Here is a 22283-nt window from a genome sequence, read left to right as displayed (position 1 = left end):
ATGGATCCAGGTTACATGCTAATATCTGACAAATCAGGATGGAGAGGATACCTGATGTAATTCGTTATAATAATACCCGCCTACTGCGACCGAGAGTGACCCAATAAGTTCAAAGAAAAATCCGTACATGAGATTCATCCCGGTCCCTATTCCGGAATAGAGTTGAGTGCCATAGAGGGTCATCAGGACGAGAAGCCCGCCGATTGCAAGAAAGAGTTGTGGATATTTCTCCCCAAGACCCTGGAAATATCCATAATACAGAGCCCCGATTGCCATAAGAAAGATCCAGAACAGCCAGGTAGTGGAGAGTGATATATCAAATCCCTGTAATGAGAGATGATTCATATAAATCTCATCAAATTTGTAAAATGGAAGAAAGACAGAGACAAAACTGATCAGACCTCCACCTACTATCAGGGCCCGATGATTATCAGAGAGAGATTGGAGTATCTCGTCGGTCTGCATACTGAACTCTCATCTCCCGAATAAATATGTTACGCCTTTGAGGACCCCGGTTCGTCAGGTATCATCCAGTTTTTATTACTTTGGCTGCAGGGTCAGATCCAAGGTAATAGTAGTACCCACCGACTGCCACTGCCAGAGACCCGAGGAATTCACAGAAGAATCCGTACAAGATCGTGACCAGGTTGCCTCCTCCGGCATAGATCTGAGTTCCATAGAGGGTCATCAGAATGAACAGTCCCCCAATTGCAAGAAAGAGATGCGGGTATCTCTCGCCATATCCCTGATAAAAGCCATAAAATAAAGCACCGATTCCGATAAGAAAAGGCCAGAACAGCCAGGTTGAAGAGAGGGATGAATCTGACCCAAATATCGTAGACCCATACGAGAACATAAGATCTATCTTGTAAAACGGGAGAAAGAGAGAGATAAGACAGATAATTCCACCTCCCAGTATCAACTGACGATGATTATCAGAGAGTAATGTGAGAAATTCTTCCGGGGTCATAATCAGATATCTGTCATTGAGTAAATATCTGTTGCATCCTGTCGGGCTCATGCCAGGATACCGAAAAGTTCCGATTTTTTTCCGGAATCACGCAAAAAGGTTTTTCAGACGTACTAATCCGGGTGGATCAATCAGGTTACCATTGATCCTGCTGGTCGGTGATATCCTGAATAATCCCATCTATACTGACCACTCTGCCTGACTCATCAGAGACAGGTCTGCCCCTCTCGCTCATCATCCTGACCCGTCCCTGCTTATCGATGATCCGGTACTGAAGGTCGTAGGGGTCTCCAGATAAGATCGCGTTCATCTTGGTCTGGATCACCTGCTCCTTATCCTCGGCAAGAATTAGAGGGATAAGAGAACTTATCTGCCCGCTGGCAAGTTCTTTGGCAGAATAACCGGTAAGGGTCTCGAAGTGATCATTATAGAACTCCACATCAGAGTCAGAGAGCGATATCCTGAAGACGATTCCCGGAATATTCTGTGCCAGGGTTCTGAACTGCCGTTCACTCCTGGCTAGTGCCTCACGTGACTGGAACCGCACGATTGTGCTGCCAATGAGCGAGGAGGCGATCTCCATCGCGTAGATCTCCTTCTTGCTCCAGACCCGCTCAAACTTGCTCTCAAGAAACCCGACGCAGCCACGGATCTCACCATCGATGATGACCGGCACAAGCAGAACCGATGCTATCCCTGCCGACTCAAACACGACCTGATCTTCTTCTGGCAGGTTTTTCACGAGGCGAAACGCGGTCTTTCCTTCAGCAACCAGGTCTCGTATCACCGGGTACGATGAAGCATCGCTGCTCTCGTACCCCCGGTAAAACCTGGAGAACTCATACGAGTAGGGATCAGAGAACCATGACCCACTGAACGGAATTGATGTCATCGGGTTTACGTGAGCCTTGTTCTCAAACAGACATATCCCGCTCACATCTGCCGCCTCCCCGATAAGTCTGATGGTCTTTGAGACACAGTCCTGGAAGGTGGTTGACTGCAGGATGTTGGATCCGGCCTGACTTATCGCTTCGAATATCTCATTCTGGCGCTGAATCTCCAGTTCCATCAGTTTTCTGGCGGTGATATCACGCAGAGTCTCGATGACACCGATGACGTTCCCGTGGATATCATAGAGAGGAGCAGCCTTGATCCAGAACCACATCAGCACCCTTGTTACCGGATTGCGGGTCTGGATATCGACCATGATGGTGTCACCACTGATCACCGGATTCCTGTACCGCTCAAGAATTGCAGGGTTGCGGGTTAAAATGTAATCTGGGAGAATTGGAACATTCTCATCATACAAGGCTTCCGTATGGGCATACCCTGCTTTTCCGATGATCTCATGCTTTGGAACGCCGGTCAGATCCTCTATCTCCCGGTTCCACCCGGTAACGACCCCGTTTGTATCAAGCACAAAGACCGGATCAGGAAGGAACTCAAGGATGTACTCGAGTCTGAGCAGGGCTTCCTGGATCTCTGCCTCGATCCTCCTCCTCTCTGTGATGTCCCTCGCAATTGCAAGGGCAACCGGTTTGTCCTGGAGCGAGAAGAGATGGGCATTCACCTCTACCGGCAGAACTGAACCATCACGGCGAAGCAGATCTATCTCAAAGAATGCCTGGTTGCTTCCAATAAAAGTCCTGATGATCTCCTCTACCTGGAGAAAGTCCTCTTCCCTGACGAGATCGGTGATCTGAAGAGACGAGAACTCGCTCTGCGTGTATTGGACCATCGAGCAGGCGTTGTTGTTCATCTCAAGCGATACAACCCCTGAAAGGTCGGGCTTCAGTTCCATGAGGATGATAGCATCCATGGCACTCTGAAAGAGCCGTCGATATTTCTCTTCGCTTAAGGCAAGCCGTGTCTCGGCCTCAAGACGTTCGGTGATATCACGCCATACCGAGATATAATCCACTATATCCCCGCTTTCAGAGAGGAGCGGGGTGGTGGTTGTCTCAAACCAGATCCACTCACCGCTTAAGTTTTTGAACCTGAACGAGGCAGGGGGTTTGTGTACAAATCCGGAGACATCCCGGAGTTCTTTCTTTAATGCTGCGTAGTCATTCGGATGGATGAACTCAGAGATGTTCCTGCCCACGATCTCCTGCGAGACAAAACCGGTGAGGATACCACATGCCGGTGAGACGTACGAGATGATGCCTGCCACATCCCACCTGATGATGATATCACGGACGCTCTCGGTGATGAGCCGTAGATTTGACTCGTTTATCCTGATAGCCTCAAGAAGTGTGTGCTTTTCGGTGATATCCTCACCGTTGATGACCAGGGCAGGCCGTTCCTGGAAGAATGAGACCGAGGAGATGGTGAAGAGATATGTTCTGATCTTCTCTTCCTGTTCGATACTGCTCTCAAAGGACCTGGTCTCTCCTGCACTCACGACCCTCACCTCGTGCGGGAAGACAGTGCCAAAGATCCGTTCCAGCTGGAGTGACTCGATGCTGAGTCCTATTACTGACTCTGATGTTGAGTTAAAGAGGCGAAGAAAGGTATCATTCACCCATCTGATCGTCAGATCGGTATTGAGAATGATCAGGATATGAGAAGAGAAGTTGAGCAGCGAAGACTCTGGTTTCACATCAGCGATGTAGTACTTCTTCTTCTGCCCGTGCTCCCTCATCTCCAGGCGGCCTGAAAGGACCAGACTGTCCAGGTACCTGGCAACCGTGTGACGGTGATGACCGCATAACTGTGCCACTTCAGAGATGCTGAGGTACTTCTTCCCGTGTGTAAACGCCGATAGAATATCTTCAAAGATTGTGTTATTCCGCGACGTCATCTAAATCATCTTTGGTTTTATAATGCTTATGTATTTGGACACCTTAAAACGGTGATATATCCAGTCAGTTACAGAACATCTGGTACTCATTTGTCATGCAACGGGCATTGCAGATCAAGTGAGGAACGAATCATACCTCGGAAGACAGGCAAGTCCTACCTGAATACCAACGATAACCAGGGATCACACAAGCAGGGTGGGGTGTAAACCATCCCTCATACTCAACCCTGCGTCCCTTTATCATACATATCCCGGGGCGCTGTTTTGAATTCTGCTCGTCTCGTCTTGTACTCACTGCTCAAACCGATTCTGTCCCGATCCTGATCGAACCACGCGGGAACTGGATCTCAAAGCGTGCTCCTTCACCAGGCATCCCGGTTTCAGATATGGTTATTCCAGTAACTGAGAGGATCTCTTCCGAGAGGAACAGACCGTGGCTGGCAGAGAGCCCGTACTCATGGGAGAAGATCTGTTTCTTGTCCTGGGCAGGAATGCCTACCCCGTCATCCTCATAGATAAGCACCGGGATATCGCCGCTATTCTGAAGGCTGAACCTGATTGTTGTTGTCTTCTTCCCGTGCCTGACCGAGTTGTCGATAAGTTCGGCAAAGACCTTCTCGATGAGCGGGTATGCGTTGATCTTCACAGTATCAGGTATCCGGCAGTCAACACGCACCGAACCCTGTGGTATCTCCCTGAGCGCATTGTGTACAAGTTCCCGAAGATCGATCCATGAAGGAGTCTGGACCACAGGGTCAAATGTCTCGCAGGTGATCCTGACAATATTGAGCGCCTTCTCTACCATTGCATAGGCTTTTTTGAAGTACCCGGGATCGACCTGTCCGTCTTTCTGCCCGAAACTGGCCTTTTCCATGTTGTGATAGATCGAACTCAACTGGGTGAGCAGAATGTGGTGGATGATGCTCCCCATGTACTGGAACTTCTTATTCGACCTGAGCAGGGCGGTTTCGAGTCTGCCGCGCTCGATATTCTTGTTGTGCAGCTCTTCATTTGCCTGTTTCAGATCAGAGACAGCCTTCTGGAGTTGTGCGTTGAGATAGTGCAGACGCTCATCTGCAACCTGCAGTTCGCAGTTGTTCTTGATGGCGGTCTCGTAGGTTGAGAGGAGGATATTAAGAATCTGTGTCCGCCCTGATCTGATCTCATACCGATGGTTTGAGAAAGAGACCGTGAGCGGGTCAGTGACCGGTTTGTCAGGCGCATGCTTTACCGATTCAAGCGTCCCGATGATACGTGAATAGATCCAGTCTGCATCGTAGGGCTTGATAATAAAGTTGTCTGCCCCATATTCGAGGGCCTTTATCACATCGGTCGGATTATACAGATACGTAACCAGAATCACCGGAATTGACCGGGTCGCAGGATTTTCCTTAATATTCCTGCAGAGTTCGTACCCGTCCATAGGTGACATTATAACATCGGTGAGGACGATGTCGGGCCTCTGCTTCTCAAGGATAGCAAGTCCTTCCTGACCATCGGCAGCGATGATGACCTCATGTCCGCCTTTTTCAAGGATGTAACGGAGTGACTCTGCCTGGGTGCGGTTATCCTCCACAACCAGTATCTTTTGGGTAGACGTTCTCGGCATCAGAAACAACCAGTTCGGAAATCGTTCACTGAGTAGTGAATTCAATCCTATATAATTCACCGCTTGAGTTGGCGGAAAAAAATGAGAGAGAGAAGGAGCTCAAACCTGAAAGAGGGGATCTATTCAGGGTGATTAGTTAAAGGACGGAGATCCGACCGGGTGGAGTAGTTCAGTTTCGTTCAGACCTTCAAAGACACCGACGGTCTTGATGACCAGATTGTTCCGCTTTGCTTCGCTGATCAGGTTACGGGACTCCTTGCTGACACCGTTGGAGAGCACGAGGAGGTGGGTTCCATATTCTGCCATGCGGGAGTCACGTACCATACCTGCTGCATTGAGGTCATCCTGCCAGTTCGGGGCGAATTCTTTGTATTTGATCCCCTTTGACTCTGCATACATCTTTGCGATCATATCAACACCGGTTGAACCACCGGCAATGATCTCTTCAATACCGCCAATCTCGGCGACATACTTATTGATCTCTGCGAATACTGCATCTTTCTTATTACAGGTCCGGATACCGGAGACGATTAATTTTGCCATGATAATTTTCCATTTATCTGCGTGTGACAGACCGTTTGAGGCTTCGCAGATGAACAAACTACGTTGCAGATCATCGCATATGAACCCGGTTTCAGAGGAGGCCGGATGAGATACATTCATATGGGGAAATGGATGACCCCGGTTGAATCCAGATGAACAGAAGTCAGAAAAAGAGTATCAGGAGGAATTAGCCTCGTGTTTCAGTGGCTTTCCGGGATCTACCACCTCGAGCTTGGCATCAGAGATGCGGTAGTATAATCCTATCACCCTGAGTGTACCTTCACGCTCATAGTCACGGACGATCTTGTACGTTCGCAGATGTTTGAGCTGGAGCCGGACATTCTCTATCTCCAGACTCGTCTGCCACTCTTTAGCCTTCTCTGGATCATCAGGATGCGGGTTTTTCTCAGTTACTGTTGCCAGGGCTGGTTGGGCATGACGGAGCCAGCCGGGGATGAATGCGTCATCTCCGCAATGACGGTGGGCAAGAGCGTGCATTGCTCCGCATCCCTCGTGTCCGCAGACAACAAGGGTATCTACATGGAGATGTCCGATCCCATACTCAAGGAACGTTCCGACATTCCAGTCACCAGGGGGAACAATGTTCCCGATGTTGCGGTGCACAAATATCTCACCAGGCTTTGCATGACAGGTGATCTCAGGAGCGACCCGTGAGTCACAACAGCTGATCATCATCACGTGGGGACTCTGACCTTTCAGAAGTTCCCGATAATACTCAATGTTCTCAGAAAACTCACACTCAACAAAGTAGTTGTTTCCTTCCAGTAATTTTTCAATACCCATACTCTACTCCGAAGACAGGAATACTATGGGGGTTGCCTGCAGGGTAGAAAAACGATTCTAAATAGATCTACGTATTTTTAAAGGTCTAAACCTGAAAAAAGGACTGATATTTTCGCAGATTCATTTTTGTTTCATCGGAGTCCGCGAACATAGAGATTATATAGAGTAATCAGGACAGGTTTACCGGTTTTTCTTCAGATGAGCCGGCGCTCTGCTGAACCGCCTGGATCGCGAGATCGTCGATGGATCGAACGACAAATATCAGGACCACATATAAACATCTCGATAGTGGATGGCGATTTCGTGGACCGGTGCGCCAAATGGGTTACATATACATGGACTTTCCACGAACGGTAACCAGACACTTCAGGCAGGTTTTTTGGCGATACGTATGCAATTCAGGAATCAGAGTCAGGCTCTTCTCCAGGGGATGCAATACATCACCGATCTACTGCCATACCGATCTGACCGCCCTGTCCTTCACCCACACTCACAGTGATATCATGATTGATCTCTTTATTCCGGCTGTCTTTTTCTTTCTCGTAGCTGCTGCCGTCCCGGTATGCTTCACAGGTATCAGGGCCTGGCAGTGTTGCTCTCTGCTCCAGGGACTGGCAGGAGTTTTCACGGCCCTGGCATCAGCCTTCGTCCTCCTCCGCCTTACCGGGGGAGAACTGCTCTCAACATCCCTGACACCGCTCTTTCCGGTGATCCTTGGCGTTGACCGGCTGACTGCTGCATTTACTATGCTCCTTGGCATCCTCACCGTTGCAGTCTGCTGCTACTCACCAGGATATATTAACAGGATGCACGGCAAAAGAAGCCGCGATCTGCTCTGCAGCCTCATCCCGATCTTTCTTTCAGCTATGCTGCTTGTCCTCCTCTCGCGGACGACCTTTGCATTCCTTCTCTTCTGGGAGGTTATGGCGATCTCTTCGTTCTTCCTGGTCCTGATAGAGTACGAGGATGAGAAGACCAGGCGGGCTGCATTCTTCTACCTGGCGATGACCCAGCTCTCAACGGTCTGCATCTTCCTGGCCATCATCCAGGTATACCTGGCAACCGGTTCATTCACATTCCCTGAAGGAATGGTTGTCTCAACAATCCCCGGCCGGATTGCGTTTCTGCTGCTGTTTCTGGGGATTGCTATCAAGGCCGGAGCCATACCATTTCATAAGTGGCTCCCCTATGCCCACCCGGCTGCCTCATCCCCGGTCTCTGCCCTGATGTCAGGGATGATGCTCAACACCGCTCTCTATATGTTGATCCGTGCAGTTACCGGGTTTTTCACCCCGGACCTTTCAGTCGGTCTGCTGATCCTTGCGTTCGGCTGCATAACCGCTGTTCTTGGCGTGATGTATGCCCTGAAAGAAGATGATCTGAAAGGACTGCTCGCCTACTCCTCGATAGACAACACCGGTGTCATCCTGATCGGGACAGGGCTCTTCGTGGTGCTGACCGCTACCGGTCATGCGTCCATCGGGACGATGGCACTGCTCGGTGCAGTATTTCATGCAGTGAGCCACGGACTTTTTAAGGGCCTGCTCTTTCTTACTGCAGGATCGGTGAACCAGGCAACCGGGACACGGAACATCGATGAACTCGGTGGTCTTCTGGTCAGAATGCCCTGGACCGGCGGGCTCTTCTTCATCGGTGTACTTGCAATCTCGGCTCTTCCACCGCTGAACGGGTTTGCAGGTGAACTGCTCATCTACCAGGCACTCATCACCGGGCTCATGGAGTCCGAACCCCTTATGCAGGTGGTGCTCGTCATCGCCCTGTCACTCTTCGGTCTCACCGGGGCCCTTACCGCGGTCTGCTTTGTAAAGGCCTTCGGACTCACCTTCCTTGCACTCCCAAGAACCCGGGCAGCAAAACAGGCTCGGGAGGTTCCGACCCTGATGCTTGCCGGACCTGCCATCCTTGCCGGAGGATGCATCGTAGCAGGGATCTTCTCATCACAGATCCTAACCGTTCTCGGATACCCGGGATACCTGCCAGATCTGTTCCTCATCTCGGTTCTGCTCACCGGTGCCCTGGGACTCACCTACGCTGCAATCTACACCTTCGCCTCACGGGAGACGAGGGTCTCGATCACATGGGGATGCGGAATGCAGGATCCGACAAGCAGAATGGAGTACACAGGATCGGGGTTCACAGAGCCGGTTGTCAGAATCTTTGCACCGGTATACCGGACGCGGATCTCGTTCTCTAAAGAGTATCATGACCCTGAACGCTGCTTTGTCAGAACCGGCACGGCAAAGATTGAACTCATGAAGTTCTTTGAAGAGTATCTGTACCTTCCTGTTGCACGACTTATCGACTCATACGGAGAAGCCGTTTCAAAACTCCAGAACGGCAAAGTGGACACGTATGTCCTGTATGTGTTCGTGACGATCGTCGTCTTGATCGTGATCATGGGGTGGATCGCATGAGCCTGACACCGGTTGTTGCAGGACTTCTCAACCTCGGGTTCGTCCTCCTGATCTCGCCCCTCTTTATGACAGTCGTCAAAAAGGTCAAAGCCCGGGCGCAGCGACGGGCTGGACCGCCACTTCTACAGGGATACTACAACCTTGCAAAACTCTTCAGAAAAGAGGTCGTGTACTCAGATTACGCCAGTTTCATCTCACGAATAGCCCCGTATGCCTCGCTTGCCATCCTGATGGTGGCTGCCCTGCTTGTGCCGGTCATCTGTATTCCCGATGTAGCACCGGCAGAAGGAAACATCATCGTCTTCCTGTATCTCCTTGCATTCACCAGGTTCCTGCTCGCACTCCTCGGGCTTGATGCAGGCAGCACCTTTGGGGGAATGGGAAGCTCACGAGAGATGAGTCTTTCAGCGGTGATAGAACCGACAACAGTCGTCGTCTTTGCAGCAATGGCATATGTAGCAGGAACCCTCTCCATTCCGGAGATGTTCAGGCATGCAACAAACATCATCCCGGGGATGAGTCCGACTGTCCTTCTCCTCGCAGTCTCGCTCTTTATCCTGATCATCGTCGAGACCGGAAGGGTTCCGGTCGATAACCCGGAGACACATCTTGAACTCACCATGATCCATGAAGGAATGCTTCTTGATACGTCAGGACGAAACCTGGCACTCTTCGAACTCTCTCATGCCATGAAACAGACACTATTGATGGCACTGCTCATCAACATGCTCATCCCCTATGGATTAATCCAGGAGCTATCGGCAATCGGGCTGGTCCTTGCTGCTCTCCTCTTCCTGCTCAAGGGAACGGCACTTTCAGTCCTGCTCGGTATCGTGGAGTCATCGTTTGCCAAGATGCGGTTCTTCAGAGTCCCCAATCTCTTTATGCTGGCCTTCTTCTTCTCGGCCTTGACCATTCTGAGCGAGGTGATGCTATGATTGAGATCGGAGTGATCCCGACCCTGCTCAGGATATGCCTGATCCTTGTACTGATTTCTGCAGCATGCCTTCTTACGACGAGGAATCTCTCATCACTGGTCAGGACATACGCACTCCAGTCTCTGATCCTTGTGGCAATCGCAATCCTTCTCGGCGTGATAGAGGAGAAGAGTATCCTCATTTTTATCGCAGGAATCACCCTGGCTTCCAAGGTGATCGGGATTCCCTGGTTCATCACCATCATCCAGAAGAGGATCAGGATCCAACAGGACCTCAGGTTCAACTACCTTCAGCCTGGAGGAGCCCTTGTAGTCAGCATCCTGCTGATTCTGCTCGTATACATCTGCTTCTCCCGGGTTCTCCACAATCTCTTCACTGAGAACAGCCTCTTCTTCCTCGGCTCTATCATCGGGGTATCGCTGATGCTGATGGGCCTTATCACCATCTTCTCGCGTCAGCTTGCGATAACCAAGGTGATCGGGTACCTCTCGATGGAGAATGGTGTGCTTCTCTTCGGCCTCTTCGTGACAGAACTGCCGTTCATCACCGAGTTTGTGATCATGGTTGACCTTATCATCCTTGTACTTCTGACAACGATCCTCACCGTTGGAATGGACTCAAGCATCGATGCATACATGAACAGACTGAAAGAGTTTCATCTCTGGTCTGAAGAGGAGGTGCAGGCATGACAATCCTGTTGACGATGCTCTACCCGGTTGTGACAGTCCTGATTCTACTACTTCAGGCAGTTCAGCATTCGCACCGGCCGATGAGCCTGCTTGGCGTGCTGCACTCTGCAGCAACCCTGCTCATCACCATCCTGCTGATTGGAACGCCTGATGCATGGAAGGGTGGAGAGCCTCTCTTCATGATCGACCATCTCAACCTGCTGCTGATGCTGATCACCGGTGTGATCTTCACCTGTGCCAGTATCTATGCAGTCGGGTATATCGACGGGCTGGTCAGGGCCGGAGAACTCAACCGACGGAGCCTCCGTATCTTCTACCTCGGATTCTCACTCCTCCTGTTTGCAACAACGATGGCGTATTACGCACCGAACGTTGCACAGTTCTGGATATTTGCAGAACTCACAACAGTTTTTTCTGCACTCCTCGTTGCCATCCTCGCGGTGAAGGAGAACATCGATGCATCACTTAAGTACATCTTTGTCTGCTCGACATCGATGCTCTTCTCCTTCATCGGGGTTATATTCCTCTTTGAACTGGTGAGGCAGAAGACCGGTACCGGAAGCCTTGACTGGCAGACGATTCTTGCAAATGCCTCAACATGTGACAGCGGAATGCTCGGCATCGCATGCATCTTCTGCTTTATCGGGTTTGCTGCAAAGTCAGGGATCGTTCCCCTCCATACCTGGCTGCCTGAAGCCCATGCAAAAGCACCATCAGCAGTTAGTGCCGTGTTATCAGGTGCAATCCTGAACGTCGGAATGTATGGTATCATCAGGATAGCCGGGATTGTGCATCAGACCACAATCGCCACGCAGATATCCCTGCTTTTTATCATCTTCGGGATGATCACCATGTCGGTGGCATGCTTCTCGATGCTCAGGCAAAACGGAACAAAACGGCTTATTGCCTTCTCCTCGATAGAGAACATGGGATTCCTTCTGCTCGTATCAGGAATCGGAACCCCGGTTGCACTCTTCTGGATGCTCTACCACATGATGGGGCACTCGGTTGTAAAGGCAGGACTCTTCTTCTCTGCCGGAATCATCCATCGCCAGTACAAGTCGCATACACCCGGTGCAGAGGATGAGATCGGCGATCTCTTCAGGATGCAACCATTTGCAGCGGCAGCGTTCATCATCGGCTCGGTTGCGATCATCGGGACACCACTCTTCCCGCTCTTCCTCTCAAAGTTTGGAATTCTTCTGGAAGCAGGGAAACTCTCACTCTATATCCCGCTCCTTGCACTCCTCCTCTTTGCACTTGCGGGTGCTGCCATGTTCAGATTCATCCTCGGCATCATGGGAAGACGATTCGCAGACGGCGAGGCTCCCGTGCAGTACATCGTCCCGATCTGGATGAAGGCTCCGGTCGTATTCCTGCTTGCTCTCTCGGTTCTGATGGGTATCATGATGATTCCCGGGGAAGAGGCCTTCCTCACCGCAGCAGTCCATGACATCGGTATCGGAGGTGGAGTATGAGTCAGGCCCTCTCCACAGCAGTCCTGATGAAAGAGGATCAGACTGCCTGGTATTACCGTATCGAGGCTCGGGATCTCGTTCAGACTGTCCAGACCCTGAAGGAAGAGGGAAAGAACCTGATATCCATCTTCGGAGTTGAGGAGTTCGAGGGAGAGGCAGGCTGCTGCTTGCTCTACGTCTTTGAAGAACCGGGATCTGAGAAGATCCTGGTTTTGATTCTGATGCAGGATAGCGGATCACACCGTTCAATATCAGAGATATTCCCGGTTGCATCCCTCTTTGAACGCGAAATCGCTGACGGGTTCGGGCTCTCATTCAGTGGAGCATTTGACACCCGCAGGCTCTTCCTTCATGAAGCATACCCACCTGGGTTCAACCCGCTCAGGAAGGCTGTTCAGAACAGGCCGCCTACAGCAGAGTGGGGCATGCCCGGTGAGCCATACAAGTTCAAGACAATCGAAGGGAGCAGTGTCTACCAGATCCCTGTCGGTCCGGTTCACGCTGGTATCATCGAACCCGGTCATTTCAGGTTCAGTGTCATCGGTGAGACGATCGTAAACCTTGAGGTCCGGCTTGGGTACCTTCACCGGGGGCTTGAGAAACTCGCAGAAGGCAGGACTCCGGATGAGGTTGTCAGGATTTCTGAATCCATATCAGGCGATGAATCGGCGGTGAATGCCTGCGGGTTCTGTATGGCAGTCGAGCAGATCAGCGGGGTCACGATTCCACCCCGTGCCGAGTACATCAGGGGTGTGATCCTGGAACTTGAGCGGGCTTACTCACTCCTCTCTGATCTTGCAGGAATGGTAACCGATATCGCCCATCCGGTATCTGCAAGCAGGTTAACCGTTCTTCGTGAACGGCTGCAGCGTGAGGCAGACCTGCTCTGCGGATCACGATTCCTGAAAGGGGCGATCTGCATCGGCGGGGTATCTGATACGATATCAGGGCAGGCACTTGAGCATCTCTTCAAAACAGCAGGGGAGGTCGAGCATGAGTTCGATGAGGTTGCTCAATGGGTGCTCTCTATCCCGTCGGTCATCGACCGGTTTTCTACCACCGGGGTTGTGCAGCCTGAACTCATCCGCTCTCTTGCCCTTTCAGGTCCGGTAGCACGGGCATCTGGTTCGTTTGCCGACACCAGGACAGACCATCCGTACGGAGTCTACCGGGAGCGGGTACCGGGACAGGCCGGCGAGCAGGGGGGAGATGTGCTTGCACGATTCTCCCTCAAGTACCAGGAGATCCGTGCATCACTCAGATACATCCAGGAACTGCTGGTCTTCATTCCCGACGGCCCTGATGATGCAGAGGTTCAGATTCGTGACGGGTTTGCCCTTGCTGCGGTTGAATCCCCCCGGGGGATGACACTACACTGGGTGTACATCAGAAACGGGGATATTCACCGGTATAAAATCAGAACAGCCTCATTCTGCAACTGGTACGCCATCGAACACGCGGTCATCGGCAACATCGTCGCTGATTTCCCGGTCATCAACAAGAGCATGAACCTCTCGTATGCAGGAACTGATCTCTGATACCATGATCGAAACTGTTGTAAATCTCTTTAAAAAGCCACTCTGTACAGATACCAACCTCCAACAGGATACCGGTAGGAGTGGGGATGATATCACTGATACCGGGATTGCACTGCAGCAGGAGATCTCCCGGCTGTTTGGCAGAAGTCTTGCTATCAGGGAGGTCGACTGCGGGAGTGACAACGCAGCAGAGATCGAACTCGGAAACCTCTCTTCTCCATTCTATGATCTCGAACGGTTCGGGATCACCTTTGTGGCTTCACCCAGGCATGCCGATGCCCTGATGGTCACCGGTGCAGTGACACTCGCAATGGCAGATGCCCTCAGAAAGACCTACGATGCAACACCAGACCCGAAGATCGTTATTGCAGTCGGTGATGATGCATGCACCGGAGGAATCTGGAAGGGATCATACGCTGTTCTTGGTGGCGTTGATGCTGTTATCCCGGTAAATCTGAAGATCCCGGGAAACCCTCCAAGTCCGGCCGTGATCACCAGAAGTCTGCTCACCCTGCTCAGGTCCCGAAGATACCAGTAGGAAAAAAGACGGACCCTGGTCACCAGGGAACCATCACAACAAGCAGATCGACAACCAATGGCAGGAGCAGGTTGTCATCGATAGGACTGCCGAGTTCGACGATACCTGCCACCACCGAAAGTACTGCAGCCTTGACCGGATCCACGAAGAAGAGCAGGACGATAAATGTCACGAGAATTGCTCCGCATGAGCCCTCGATCGACTTGTGATTGATGATCCTGATCCTCCCGTACCGAAGACCTAATATGGTTGCCATTCCGTCCAGGACTGAGAGGATAAGAATACCCTGGGCTGCCACTGTCGATGGAAAGATGATCAGGGTGACAAGGGCTGTGAATACAAAATAAAATGCCCCTTTTCCCGGGAACACCCCCGGGCGTTCGAGATGATAGAGGAGTTGATGTATCAATGGAACATTGATATTTCGCATCTCCAGGTCGATGAACCAGAGCCCGACAAGCAGCCCGACACCAAGGATGAGGAGGGTGATCTCTTTTGGGACACAGTAGATGAGAAGCGTGATAAGCAGGCCGAAGACCATATGCACGGTCTTACGCCAGAACTCATTCATTACTTGGTATCTGTTTTTTTACGTGGTTAACCATGCCGATATTGAACTCCAGGTTTATTGCCCAATCATAAAAGCAGAGATCAATATATTTATATAAAATATGATTTTTCATGAGATCCCGGATCTCACAATATCAGAAGTCTCATAAGTCAGTCAGAGAGATACAGGATCTAAGCAACGTGTTTTTGAAGGTTTAGGGATTCTGTGACATTCGGTGAAAATATGCATCTTTTAGATAAAATCCATGATATCTCAATTGGAACCAGGCTCATATGTGGGTTTATTCTGGTCACGATCCTCATGTCTTCAATCGGGCTTATTGGGTTTATTGGAATGAACACAATAGGCAATGAACTGGACAAGGTCTATTCTGAAGGGACCGTCCCACTCTATGAAGTCTCAAGCATCGAAACCTCGCTCAACTCAATCAGGGCCCTGGTGTTCAGAACATTTTCAGTTCCTTCTGAACGACAGCAGGATCGGGACAGGATGAATGCAGAGATTCAGACAATAGACAGCCTGATAGATAAACTCAAACAGGAGTCTCTATCTCCTGGAGAGCAGTCAAATCTCACATTATTTGAAACCCAGTGGGCAGATTATAAAGCAGCTGCAACTGATGTCTTCTCCCTGCTTGATTCTGGAAAAAATGATGATGCAATCTCATCTATCGCAAATGGAGGACGACATGCAAATGCCCGGCGTGTTACCGCTGATACATTCAGTTCTCTGAAGCAGGGGATCTTAGCTAATTCAAAGAACGTAGCACTTGCAGGAAATGCCGAGAAAGATCGCATAATTCCAGTAATGATCGGTATTGGAGTTGCGGTTGCAGCCATCGCACTTGCACTGGCTGTCTTTCTGACAAAAGGCATTACCACCCCTCTGCACCAGGTCATTGAGCAGTTCAGGCTCATGAAGACCGGAGACATTCGTGGAAGAATGCGACTCGCCAGAAAGGATGAGATCGGTGAGATGGCCGGGATGTTTGACCAGTTCAGTGATTACCTGGAGCATGATGTTGTTGAGACGATGAATCGGATTTCATCCGGAGATCTTACATCATCACTGGCATCTCAGGGTGATACCGACCAGATCACTCCTGCTCTCACCAGCACACTCCACTCGCTTACGACGGTGATTACCGAACTCCAGAAGATCTCATCCCGGGCAGTTCTTGGTGATCTTACTGCACGGGGTAACCCGGGTAACCTGCAGGGATCATATCACGAGATCATCCTCGGCTTTAATTCCACTCTTGATGCACTTATCTGCCCGGTAACCGAGGCAATAACTCTCTCAAGGAAGTATGCAGCCTGTGATTTTACCGCACGGTTCAACAGAGATCTAAAGATTGAAGGGGATTTCAAAGAGTTCAGAGATGCTCTGAATATGATTGGGACAGAGGTCTCATCAGCACTCAAAGTTGTAGAACACCAGATGAATGACCTCCTCGAACACTCTGACAAAGCTACATCAGGTATTGAAGACGTCAGGAAAGGTGCCGGGATAATTGCAGGGAACGCTGAACAGACTAAAAATAATGCTGAACAGAGTAAGGAAGGCATCGCCCAGGTTCTGAGGGCAATGGAGGATCTGACAAGTACAATTGCATCGGTTTCAACGAACGTTGAGGCTGTGGCTCATGCGGCAGCCGAAGCAGACAACCTGGCCAAAACCGGCATTTTTTCGACCGCAACCGCAGAAGAGGGGATGAACAGCATTAAAAACTCTTCATCTGAAGTCGAAGCACTGGTCAAAGAGATTGGCGATCAGATGACAGAGATAACCAAGATCGTGGATATTATCACAGATATATCTGAAATGACCAATCTGCTTGCCCTTAATGCAGCTATTGAGGCAGCACGTGCAGGAGATGCTGGTCTTGGATTTGCCGTTGTTGCCAGTGAGGTCAAGGCGCTGGCGAACCAGACCGGGGCCTCATCCCAGAAGATCGCAGCAATGATCAGTACGCTCGAGAACAAGAGTACAATGGCAGTTACGGCCATGAAAGGTGCAGGAGAGGCGATAGAATATGGCGAAACATCTCTGAAGGAGACAGTCCAGGCTTTTACCCAACTCACCATTTCAGTAGAAGAGATCAGCAGAAATATGTCCAGTGTTGCAGGTGCAACTGAGGAACAGGCAGCCTCCTTTGAAGAGATCACCGCAAGTATCACAGAGATGAACAGTCTTGTAGCAGATACCGCTGGTGATGCCATGAACTCATCTGCAACTGCAGAAGAAGCTCTGGCTGTTGTAGAACAGATAACATCAGTTATCTCCGAGATTAACGGTGCAGTTGCAACCACAACAGATGAGATGAAAAAATTCAGAATTTCATCATAACTCTTTTTTATAGTCGTGCTTCCGGGTTTTTCTTACCGTCCTCAATCTTGATGTAGTGGAATGAACATTCAGTAGTATACTCATTGGTGGGATGAGGGGTCAGGAATGTATTATGACACGACTGCAGTTCATTGATAATATCAGGATAGGACAAAAACTGATTGGAGGATTCGTGCTGGTAACCCTCCTCATGTGTCTGATTGGAGTCATTGGATTTTCAGGAATGAACACAATCTCCGGTCAGATGGATCATATGTATACAGAAAACACTGTCCCCCTGACACAGATAGCAAGTATGGAGGTCTCATTGAACTCAATGAGAGCACTTGTATTCAGATCCATGGCCATTGTCGATGAACGGGAGCAGGACGAAGGCAGGCTTAAATCTGAAATATCAAATATTGACGGCCAGATCCAGAATTTAAGTTCTTCATCAATGAAACCGGATGAGGCAGAGGCGTTCACTATATTTAAAACGCAGTGGGCAGATTACAAAAAATCGGCAGTCCGGGTTTTCGAACTTGAAAAAGTAAAAAAAGAGCAGGATGCTCTCATCTCAATAAAAAACGGGGGTGAACATGCAAATGCCAGAAGAGCAACCGTCGCTACCTTTGATCAGTTAAAACAGATTGTCCTCAGTCAGGCCGAGACTACTGCCAAAGCGGGTTCAGAGGAGGTCAAAAATACAATCACCATAATGGCGGTAGTCGCGTTAAGTATCATTATTATCTCATTGTTCATCGCTATCTCTCTCACCCGGTCAATCACAGAACCCCTGTATCAGGTTATGAATCAATTTGACAGGATGAGCAGGGGAGAGATCAATACCCGGCTCACTCTTACCAGAAAAGATGAGATTGGAGAGATGGCAGGAGTGGCTGATCGCTTCTCCGACTTTCTTGAAAACGAGGTGATTGTCACTCTTCACCGGATTGCACGGGGAGATCTATCCTCCTGTCTGACTCCCAGGAGTGAGACCGACCAGATCACACCTGCACTGATTGGAATGAGCAGAGCAGTAACCGGAGTGATTCATGAACTAGAACTGGTATCCACCAGGGCAGCAGAAGGAGACCTCAGTGCACGAGGAGATGAGACGAGATTAGAGGGATCATACCAGCAGATTGTGAGAAGATTTAATGAAACGCTCCAATCACTGGTTATTCCTATCAATGAAGCCATCAAACTCGCATCAGACTATTCAAAATGTAACTTCACTGCAAGATTTTCTACCAAACAGAGAGTAAAAGGTGATTTTGTTGCATTTGAAGAAGCAATGAATGACATCGGGCGTGAAGTATCCCATGCTCTCAGTCTGATCGGCCTTCAGATGAAAGAACTTGATTCTCATGCAAAAACTGCAGAGTCCGGAATTGAAGATGTCCAGCGGGGAGCAGGAATCATTGCAGCCAATGCCGACAGCACCAGGGCCAATGCAGAGATGAGCCAGGAAGAGATCACACAGGTACTCCGTGGCATGGAAGATCTGACAACCCATGTGATGAAGGTTTCAGCGAGTGTTGAAGCAGTGGCACAATCAGGAACTGAAGCGGATCACCTTGCAAGGAAAGGAACAACTGCTGCAGCAAGTGCTGAAGAAGGCATGGACAGTATAAGGAAAGTATCAGGCGAAGCAACAGGGATAATACATGAGATTCGTGATCAGATGGATGAGATCAGCAGAATCACGGATATCATATCAGATATTGCAGAACAGACCAACCTGCTTGCTCTCAATGCTGCGATAGAAGCAGCCCGGGCAGGAGATGCCGGGAGAGGATTTGCTGTCGTTGCCGGTGAGGTTAAAGTCTTAGCCGAACAGGTAGGTCAGGCTGCCCAGAAGATTGCACGTATGATCACCGAACTCGATAATCGGAGTGCACGCGCTACGATTGCGATGAAGGAATCAGAATCCGCTATTGAGAATGGGAGTATCTCTCTTCGTGAGACACTTGAGATCTTCTCGTCATTGACAAAAGGAGTTCAGGAGATCAAAACCAACATGGATGCTGTCGCATCATCAACTGAACAGCAGGCCGCATCCTTTGAGGAGATTACCGCGAGTGTTACTGAGATGAGTACCCATGTGCATCAAACCTCAAAAGATGCTATGAACTCCTCTGAAATAGCTGAAGAAGCATTATCCATAGCGCAACAGATAACTGGTATCATCAGTGAAATAAACAGAACAGTATCTACAACAACAGCAGAGATGCAGCGGTTTTCGATCTCATAAAGATCAGGCCTGAACATTCTCTGCTCCAACAAATACGATACGGGCATTTCGCGGGAACAATATCCAACCGAATATGCAGATCAACAGACCTTCTGAGGATACATTACATAGAGAACTGGCGGCTACCCTCCCAGTCACCGGTTGGCTCCCTGCGTATACCCGGAAACTTTTTCGTGCTGATATCATTGCAGGGATCACGCTGACTGCATTTGCTATTCCAGAACTCATGGCATATGCCCAGCTGGCTGGTCTTCCACCAGAGTACGGGCTCTATGCCGGTATCGTGGCACCTCTGGTCTACTGTATCTTCGGGACCATCAGGGAGATGAACATCGGTCCCAGTTCATCGGAGGCTATCCTGACCGCAGCAATGCTCGGGACGCTGGTTGGAGTTGATGCAGCACGGTATGCATCCCTTGCAGCGCTCACCGCTTTGATGGCAGGAAGTTTTGCTATTCTTGCACGGATCGCAAAACTCGGATTTATTGTCAACCTGATATCAGAGACCGTGCTCAAGGGATTTCTTGCCGGGATGGGTATGGTTATCATCTGCGGCCAGTTGTTCAAGATCTTCGGGATTGAATCCGTCCAGGGGGCCTTCTTTGATCAGCTTACATACCTCATAACCAACCTGCCACATGCAAACCTCCCGACTGTTGTCATCGGAGTTGGCGCAATAGCGTTCTTGATCTGTGCTGAACACCGATGCAGGAGATTGCCGGCAGCACTGATCGTTGTCATCATATCAATACTCCTCATGACGTACACGGATCTTGCAGAACGAGGGGTCCAGGAGGTCGGAGTTATACCGGCCGGACTTCCGGGGCTGGTCATCCCTGGGCTCTCATTTGCAGATCTGCAGTTCATCTTTCCTCTTGCATTCGCGATATTTCTGCTCGCCTATGTCGAAGGCATGAGCATCGGAACCTCACTGGCAAGGAGGTATCACTACAAGGTCGATGCAAACCAGGAACTCCTCGCCCTTGGTGCAACAAGTATTGCGACGAGTCTGTTCCAGGGGTTCCCGGTTGCGGGGAGTTTCTCCCGGACAGCCCTCAACGAGATCAACGGGGCAGCAACTCAGATAACCGGGGTCATTGCAGCGGTTCTCACTGCTATCGTTGCCATGTTCCTCACCGGACTTTTTACAAAAATGCCGGAGGCGATCATCGGGAGCCTCATCCTCGTTGCCGTGCTCAGGCTGATAGATGTGAGAGGGCTGTTGAGGATCGCCAGGATCAGCAGGGACGAATTTGCGATAGCTATCGCAACATGTGCAGGAGTGCTACTCTTTGGTATCCTCTCGGGCGTGTTCCTCGGTGTCATCCTCTCGCTTACTGATATCCTCTACCGGGTGACATCTCCAAGGATTGCGGTACTGGGCAAGGTTCCTGATACACGACAGTATGCAGACCGGATAAAACACCCAGAAAATGAAGCGATCCCTGGCGTCTTGATCGTCAGGGTTGATGCACCACTGATCTTTGCCAACGCCGAGATCGTCAAGGAACGTATCGGAGAACTGATAGCAGAGGATCCAACAGTCAGACTTGTACTCCTTGACATGAGTACGTCTCCGATTGTCGACGTCTCTGCGTCAGACATGATCGTTGATCTCTGCCAGGAACTCACAACAGCAGGAATTAAGATAAGAATTGCAGATGCGACCTGGCAGGTCAGAAGGATGCTCAGGATATCAGGGGTTGAAGAGACCATCGGAGAGGAGGTTACCCAGACCACCTCCCTGGAGACTGTGCTTTCGGACTGGAACTGTACTGCATCAGTCACCCCGGTCTGTCCGCTTCCCGGAGCAGACACCTTGCCTGATCAGAAATAACCAGAACAACAGGAAAATCCGCGGGCAGTCCGTGATCAGATAAAAAGAGGGCTGAAATAAACACCGTGCCTAAAATGGCCGGGTGAGTTCATAAAAGATATATGCCGTGGCTTCCTTCTATCCAGTATGGAGGAAGTTACCCTGCGGGCCATAAAACGTGCCATGCCCGGCCACGGCAGAGCACGAGTTCACAGCAGCCTGCTTACTGCAATCGGTATCGAAGACAAAACCGAGGTTGAGGTTGTAACTCCCGGAGGTGCTTCACTCACCCTTACCGTGTTCGCAGATGCACTCGTAGAACAAGGTCAGATCCGGATCAGCGAAGAGGACCTGAAAAGACTTGATATTACTGACGGCACCGATGTTACAGTCAAACGAAAGGTGCCTGTGGGTGAACAGGTCAGGGAGGCTGCAGGAGACCTTGCCGGAAAGATCAGCGCCGGCGCAAAGGATCTCGGGGAGACCCTCTCTGAGAAGACTGCAGGTATCAGGGAAGGAACCTCACAGGCAGCCCACGATATCCAGGAGAAGGCACGTGATATCTCTTCAAAGATCGCAGAGGAGGTTGCCCCCCTGGGAGAGAAGATAGGTGAGGCAGGACGTGAGACTGCAGCCAGAATAAAGGATCTTGTCCCTACTGCCAGATTCAGTCAGACGGTTGAGAGCGGTCTGAAAGGTCTCGGGCAGGATGATGCTGAAAAACTCAAGAGCCTGCTCCTTGAGAGTGAGGGTGAGAAGCATGCAGCCCTTGTGAAGGCAGAGACCGCAGCAGGGAGAACCATAAAGAACCTCACCTTCCCTCCTGATGTGATGGTTGTTGCCATTCAGCGTGGTGCAACACTCGTATCCCCGGGTGATGATGTGATGCTTGAGTCAGGAGATCTCGTATACCTGGCCGGGACAGACAAGGGCCTTGAGTACATGACAAAACTGCTGGAGGGATAG

The 22283-nt window shown here is 50.3% G+C and carries 17 protein-coding genes; 10 read left to right on the top strand and 7 right to left on the bottom strand.

Annotated features, from left to right (window positions below; genetic code table 11):
- Positions 1-33: 33 nt before the first annotated feature.
- The 6 genes from ACHZA2_RS12130 to ACHZA2_RS12105 all read right to left on the bottom strand — a co-directional run bounded on the left by ACHZA2_RS12130 (position 34) and on the right by ACHZA2_RS12105 (position 6729).
- Positions 34-465, bottom strand: coding sequence for a hypothetical protein (locus ACHZA2_RS12130; RefSeq protein ID WP_319579925.1), 432 nt, complete (start codon positions 463-465; stop codon positions 34-36).
- Positions 466-526: 61 nt separating this feature from the next.
- Positions 527-970 (bottom strand): hypothetical protein, encoded by a 444-nt coding sequence (locus ACHZA2_RS12125; protein ID WP_319579924.1) that lies wholly within the window; start codon positions 968-970, stop codon positions 527-529.
- A 136-nt stretch (positions 971-1106) separates the two neighbouring features.
- The gene (locus tag ACHZA2_RS12120; RefSeq protein WP_319579923.1) at positions 1107-3773 is read right to left on the bottom strand and encodes a PAS domain S-box protein; all 2667 of its coding nucleotides are present in this window, start codon (positions 3771-3773) and stop codon (positions 1107-1109) included.
- A gap of 298 nt (positions 3774-4071) precedes the next feature.
- Complete coding sequence (locus ACHZA2_RS12115; protein WP_319579922.1) at positions 4072-5382, bottom strand: hybrid sensor histidine kinase/response regulator; 1311 nt, start codon at positions 5380-5382, stop codon at positions 4072-4074.
- Positions 5383-5514: 132 nt separating this feature from the next.
- Positions 5515-5925, bottom strand: a complete 411-nt coding sequence (locus ACHZA2_RS12110) for a DUF2493 domain-containing protein (RefSeq protein WP_319579921.1) — start codon at positions 5923-5925, stop codon at positions 5515-5517.
- Between the two features lie 177 nt (positions 5926-6102).
- Positions 6103-6729: a carbonic anhydrase gene (locus tag ACHZA2_RS12105; RefSeq protein WP_319538569.1), complete on the bottom strand. Its 627-nt coding sequence runs from the start codon at positions 6727-6729 to the stop codon at positions 6103-6105.
- Positions 6730-7049: 320 nt separating this feature from the next.
- On the opposite strand from ACHZA2_RS12105, the gene ACHZA2_RS12100 reads away from it, so the two are divergent.
- Genes ACHZA2_RS12100 through ACHZA2_RS12075 form a run of 6 tightly spaced genes read left to right on the top strand, consistent with a single transcriptional unit; the run spans position 7050 to position 14345 of the window.
- Positions 7050-9164 carry a proton-conducting transporter membrane subunit gene (locus ACHZA2_RS12100; protein WP_319579920.1) on the top strand — a complete coding sequence of 705 codons (2115 nt, stop codon included), beginning with the start codon at positions 7050-7052 and terminating at the stop codon, positions 9162-9164.
- A complete protein-coding gene (locus ACHZA2_RS12095; RefSeq protein WP_319579919.1) occupies positions 9161-10102 on the top strand; it encodes an NADH-quinone oxidoreductase subunit H in 942 nt (313 codons plus the stop codon). Before ACHZA2_RS12100 ends, ACHZA2_RS12095 begins: the two co-directional genes overlap by 4 nt.
- Positions 10099-10791, top strand: a complete 693-nt coding sequence (locus tag ACHZA2_RS12090; RefSeq protein WP_319579918.1) for a hydrogenase subunit — start codon at positions 10099-10101, stop codon at positions 10789-10791. The genes ACHZA2_RS12095 and ACHZA2_RS12090 overlap by 4 nt, the downstream gene beginning before the upstream one ends.
- On the top strand, positions 10788-12269 hold the full coding sequence (locus tag ACHZA2_RS12085; RefSeq protein ID WP_319579917.1) for a proton-conducting transporter membrane subunit: 1482 nt from the start codon (positions 10788-10790) through the stop codon (positions 12267-12269). Before ACHZA2_RS12090 ends, ACHZA2_RS12085 begins: the two co-directional genes overlap by 4 nt.
- Positions 12266-13807, top strand: a complete 1542-nt coding sequence (locus ACHZA2_RS12080) for an NADH-quinone oxidoreductase subunit C (protein ID WP_319579916.1) — start codon at positions 12266-12268, stop codon at positions 13805-13807. The genes ACHZA2_RS12085 and ACHZA2_RS12080 overlap by 4 nt, the downstream gene beginning before the upstream one ends.
- The gene (locus ACHZA2_RS12075; RefSeq protein ID WP_319579915.1) at positions 13788-14345 is read left to right on the top strand and encodes an NADH-quinone oxidoreductase subunit B family protein; all 558 of its coding nucleotides are present in this window, start codon (positions 13788-13790) and stop codon (positions 14343-14345) included. Before ACHZA2_RS12080 ends, ACHZA2_RS12075 begins: the two co-directional genes overlap by 20 nt.
- A 19-nt stretch (positions 14346-14364) precedes the next feature.
- Here ACHZA2_RS12075 and ACHZA2_RS12070 read toward each other — a convergent pair whose 3' ends face one another.
- Positions 14365-14916, bottom strand: coding sequence for a hypothetical protein (locus ACHZA2_RS12070; RefSeq protein WP_319579914.1), 552 nt, complete (start codon positions 14914-14916; stop codon positions 14365-14367).
- A 222-nt stretch (positions 14917-15138) separates the two neighbouring features.
- On the opposite strand from ACHZA2_RS12070, the gene ACHZA2_RS12065 reads away from it, so the two are divergent.
- From ACHZA2_RS12065 to ACHZA2_RS12050, 4 genes are all read left to right on the top strand, one after another.
- The gene (locus ACHZA2_RS12065; RefSeq protein WP_319579913.1) at positions 15139-17265 is read left to right on the top strand and encodes a methyl-accepting chemotaxis protein; all 2127 of its coding nucleotides are present in this window, start codon (positions 15139-15141) and stop codon (positions 17263-17265) included.
- 112 nt (positions 17266-17377) lie between these two features.
- Entirely contained in the window at positions 17378-19501 is a 2124-nt protein-coding gene (locus ACHZA2_RS12060) for a methyl-accepting chemotaxis protein (RefSeq protein ID WP_319579912.1), read from the top strand.
- A 73-nt stretch (positions 19502-19574) separates the two neighbouring features.
- Positions 19575-21338, top strand: coding sequence for a SulP family inorganic anion transporter (locus tag ACHZA2_RS12055; protein WP_319538579.1), 1764 nt, complete (start codon positions 19575-19577; stop codon positions 21336-21338).
- 126 nt (positions 21339-21464) lie between these two features.
- Positions 21465-22283, top strand: a complete 819-nt coding sequence (locus ACHZA2_RS12050) for a TrkA C-terminal domain-containing protein (RefSeq protein ID WP_319538580.1) — start codon at positions 21465-21467, stop codon at positions 22281-22283.

Source organism: uncultured Methanospirillum sp. (assembly GCF_963668415.2).
Lineage (GTDB): Archaea > Halobacteriota > Methanomicrobia > Methanomicrobiales > Methanospirillaceae > Methanospirillum.
This window is presented reverse-complemented; position numbering and strand designations above follow the sequence as displayed.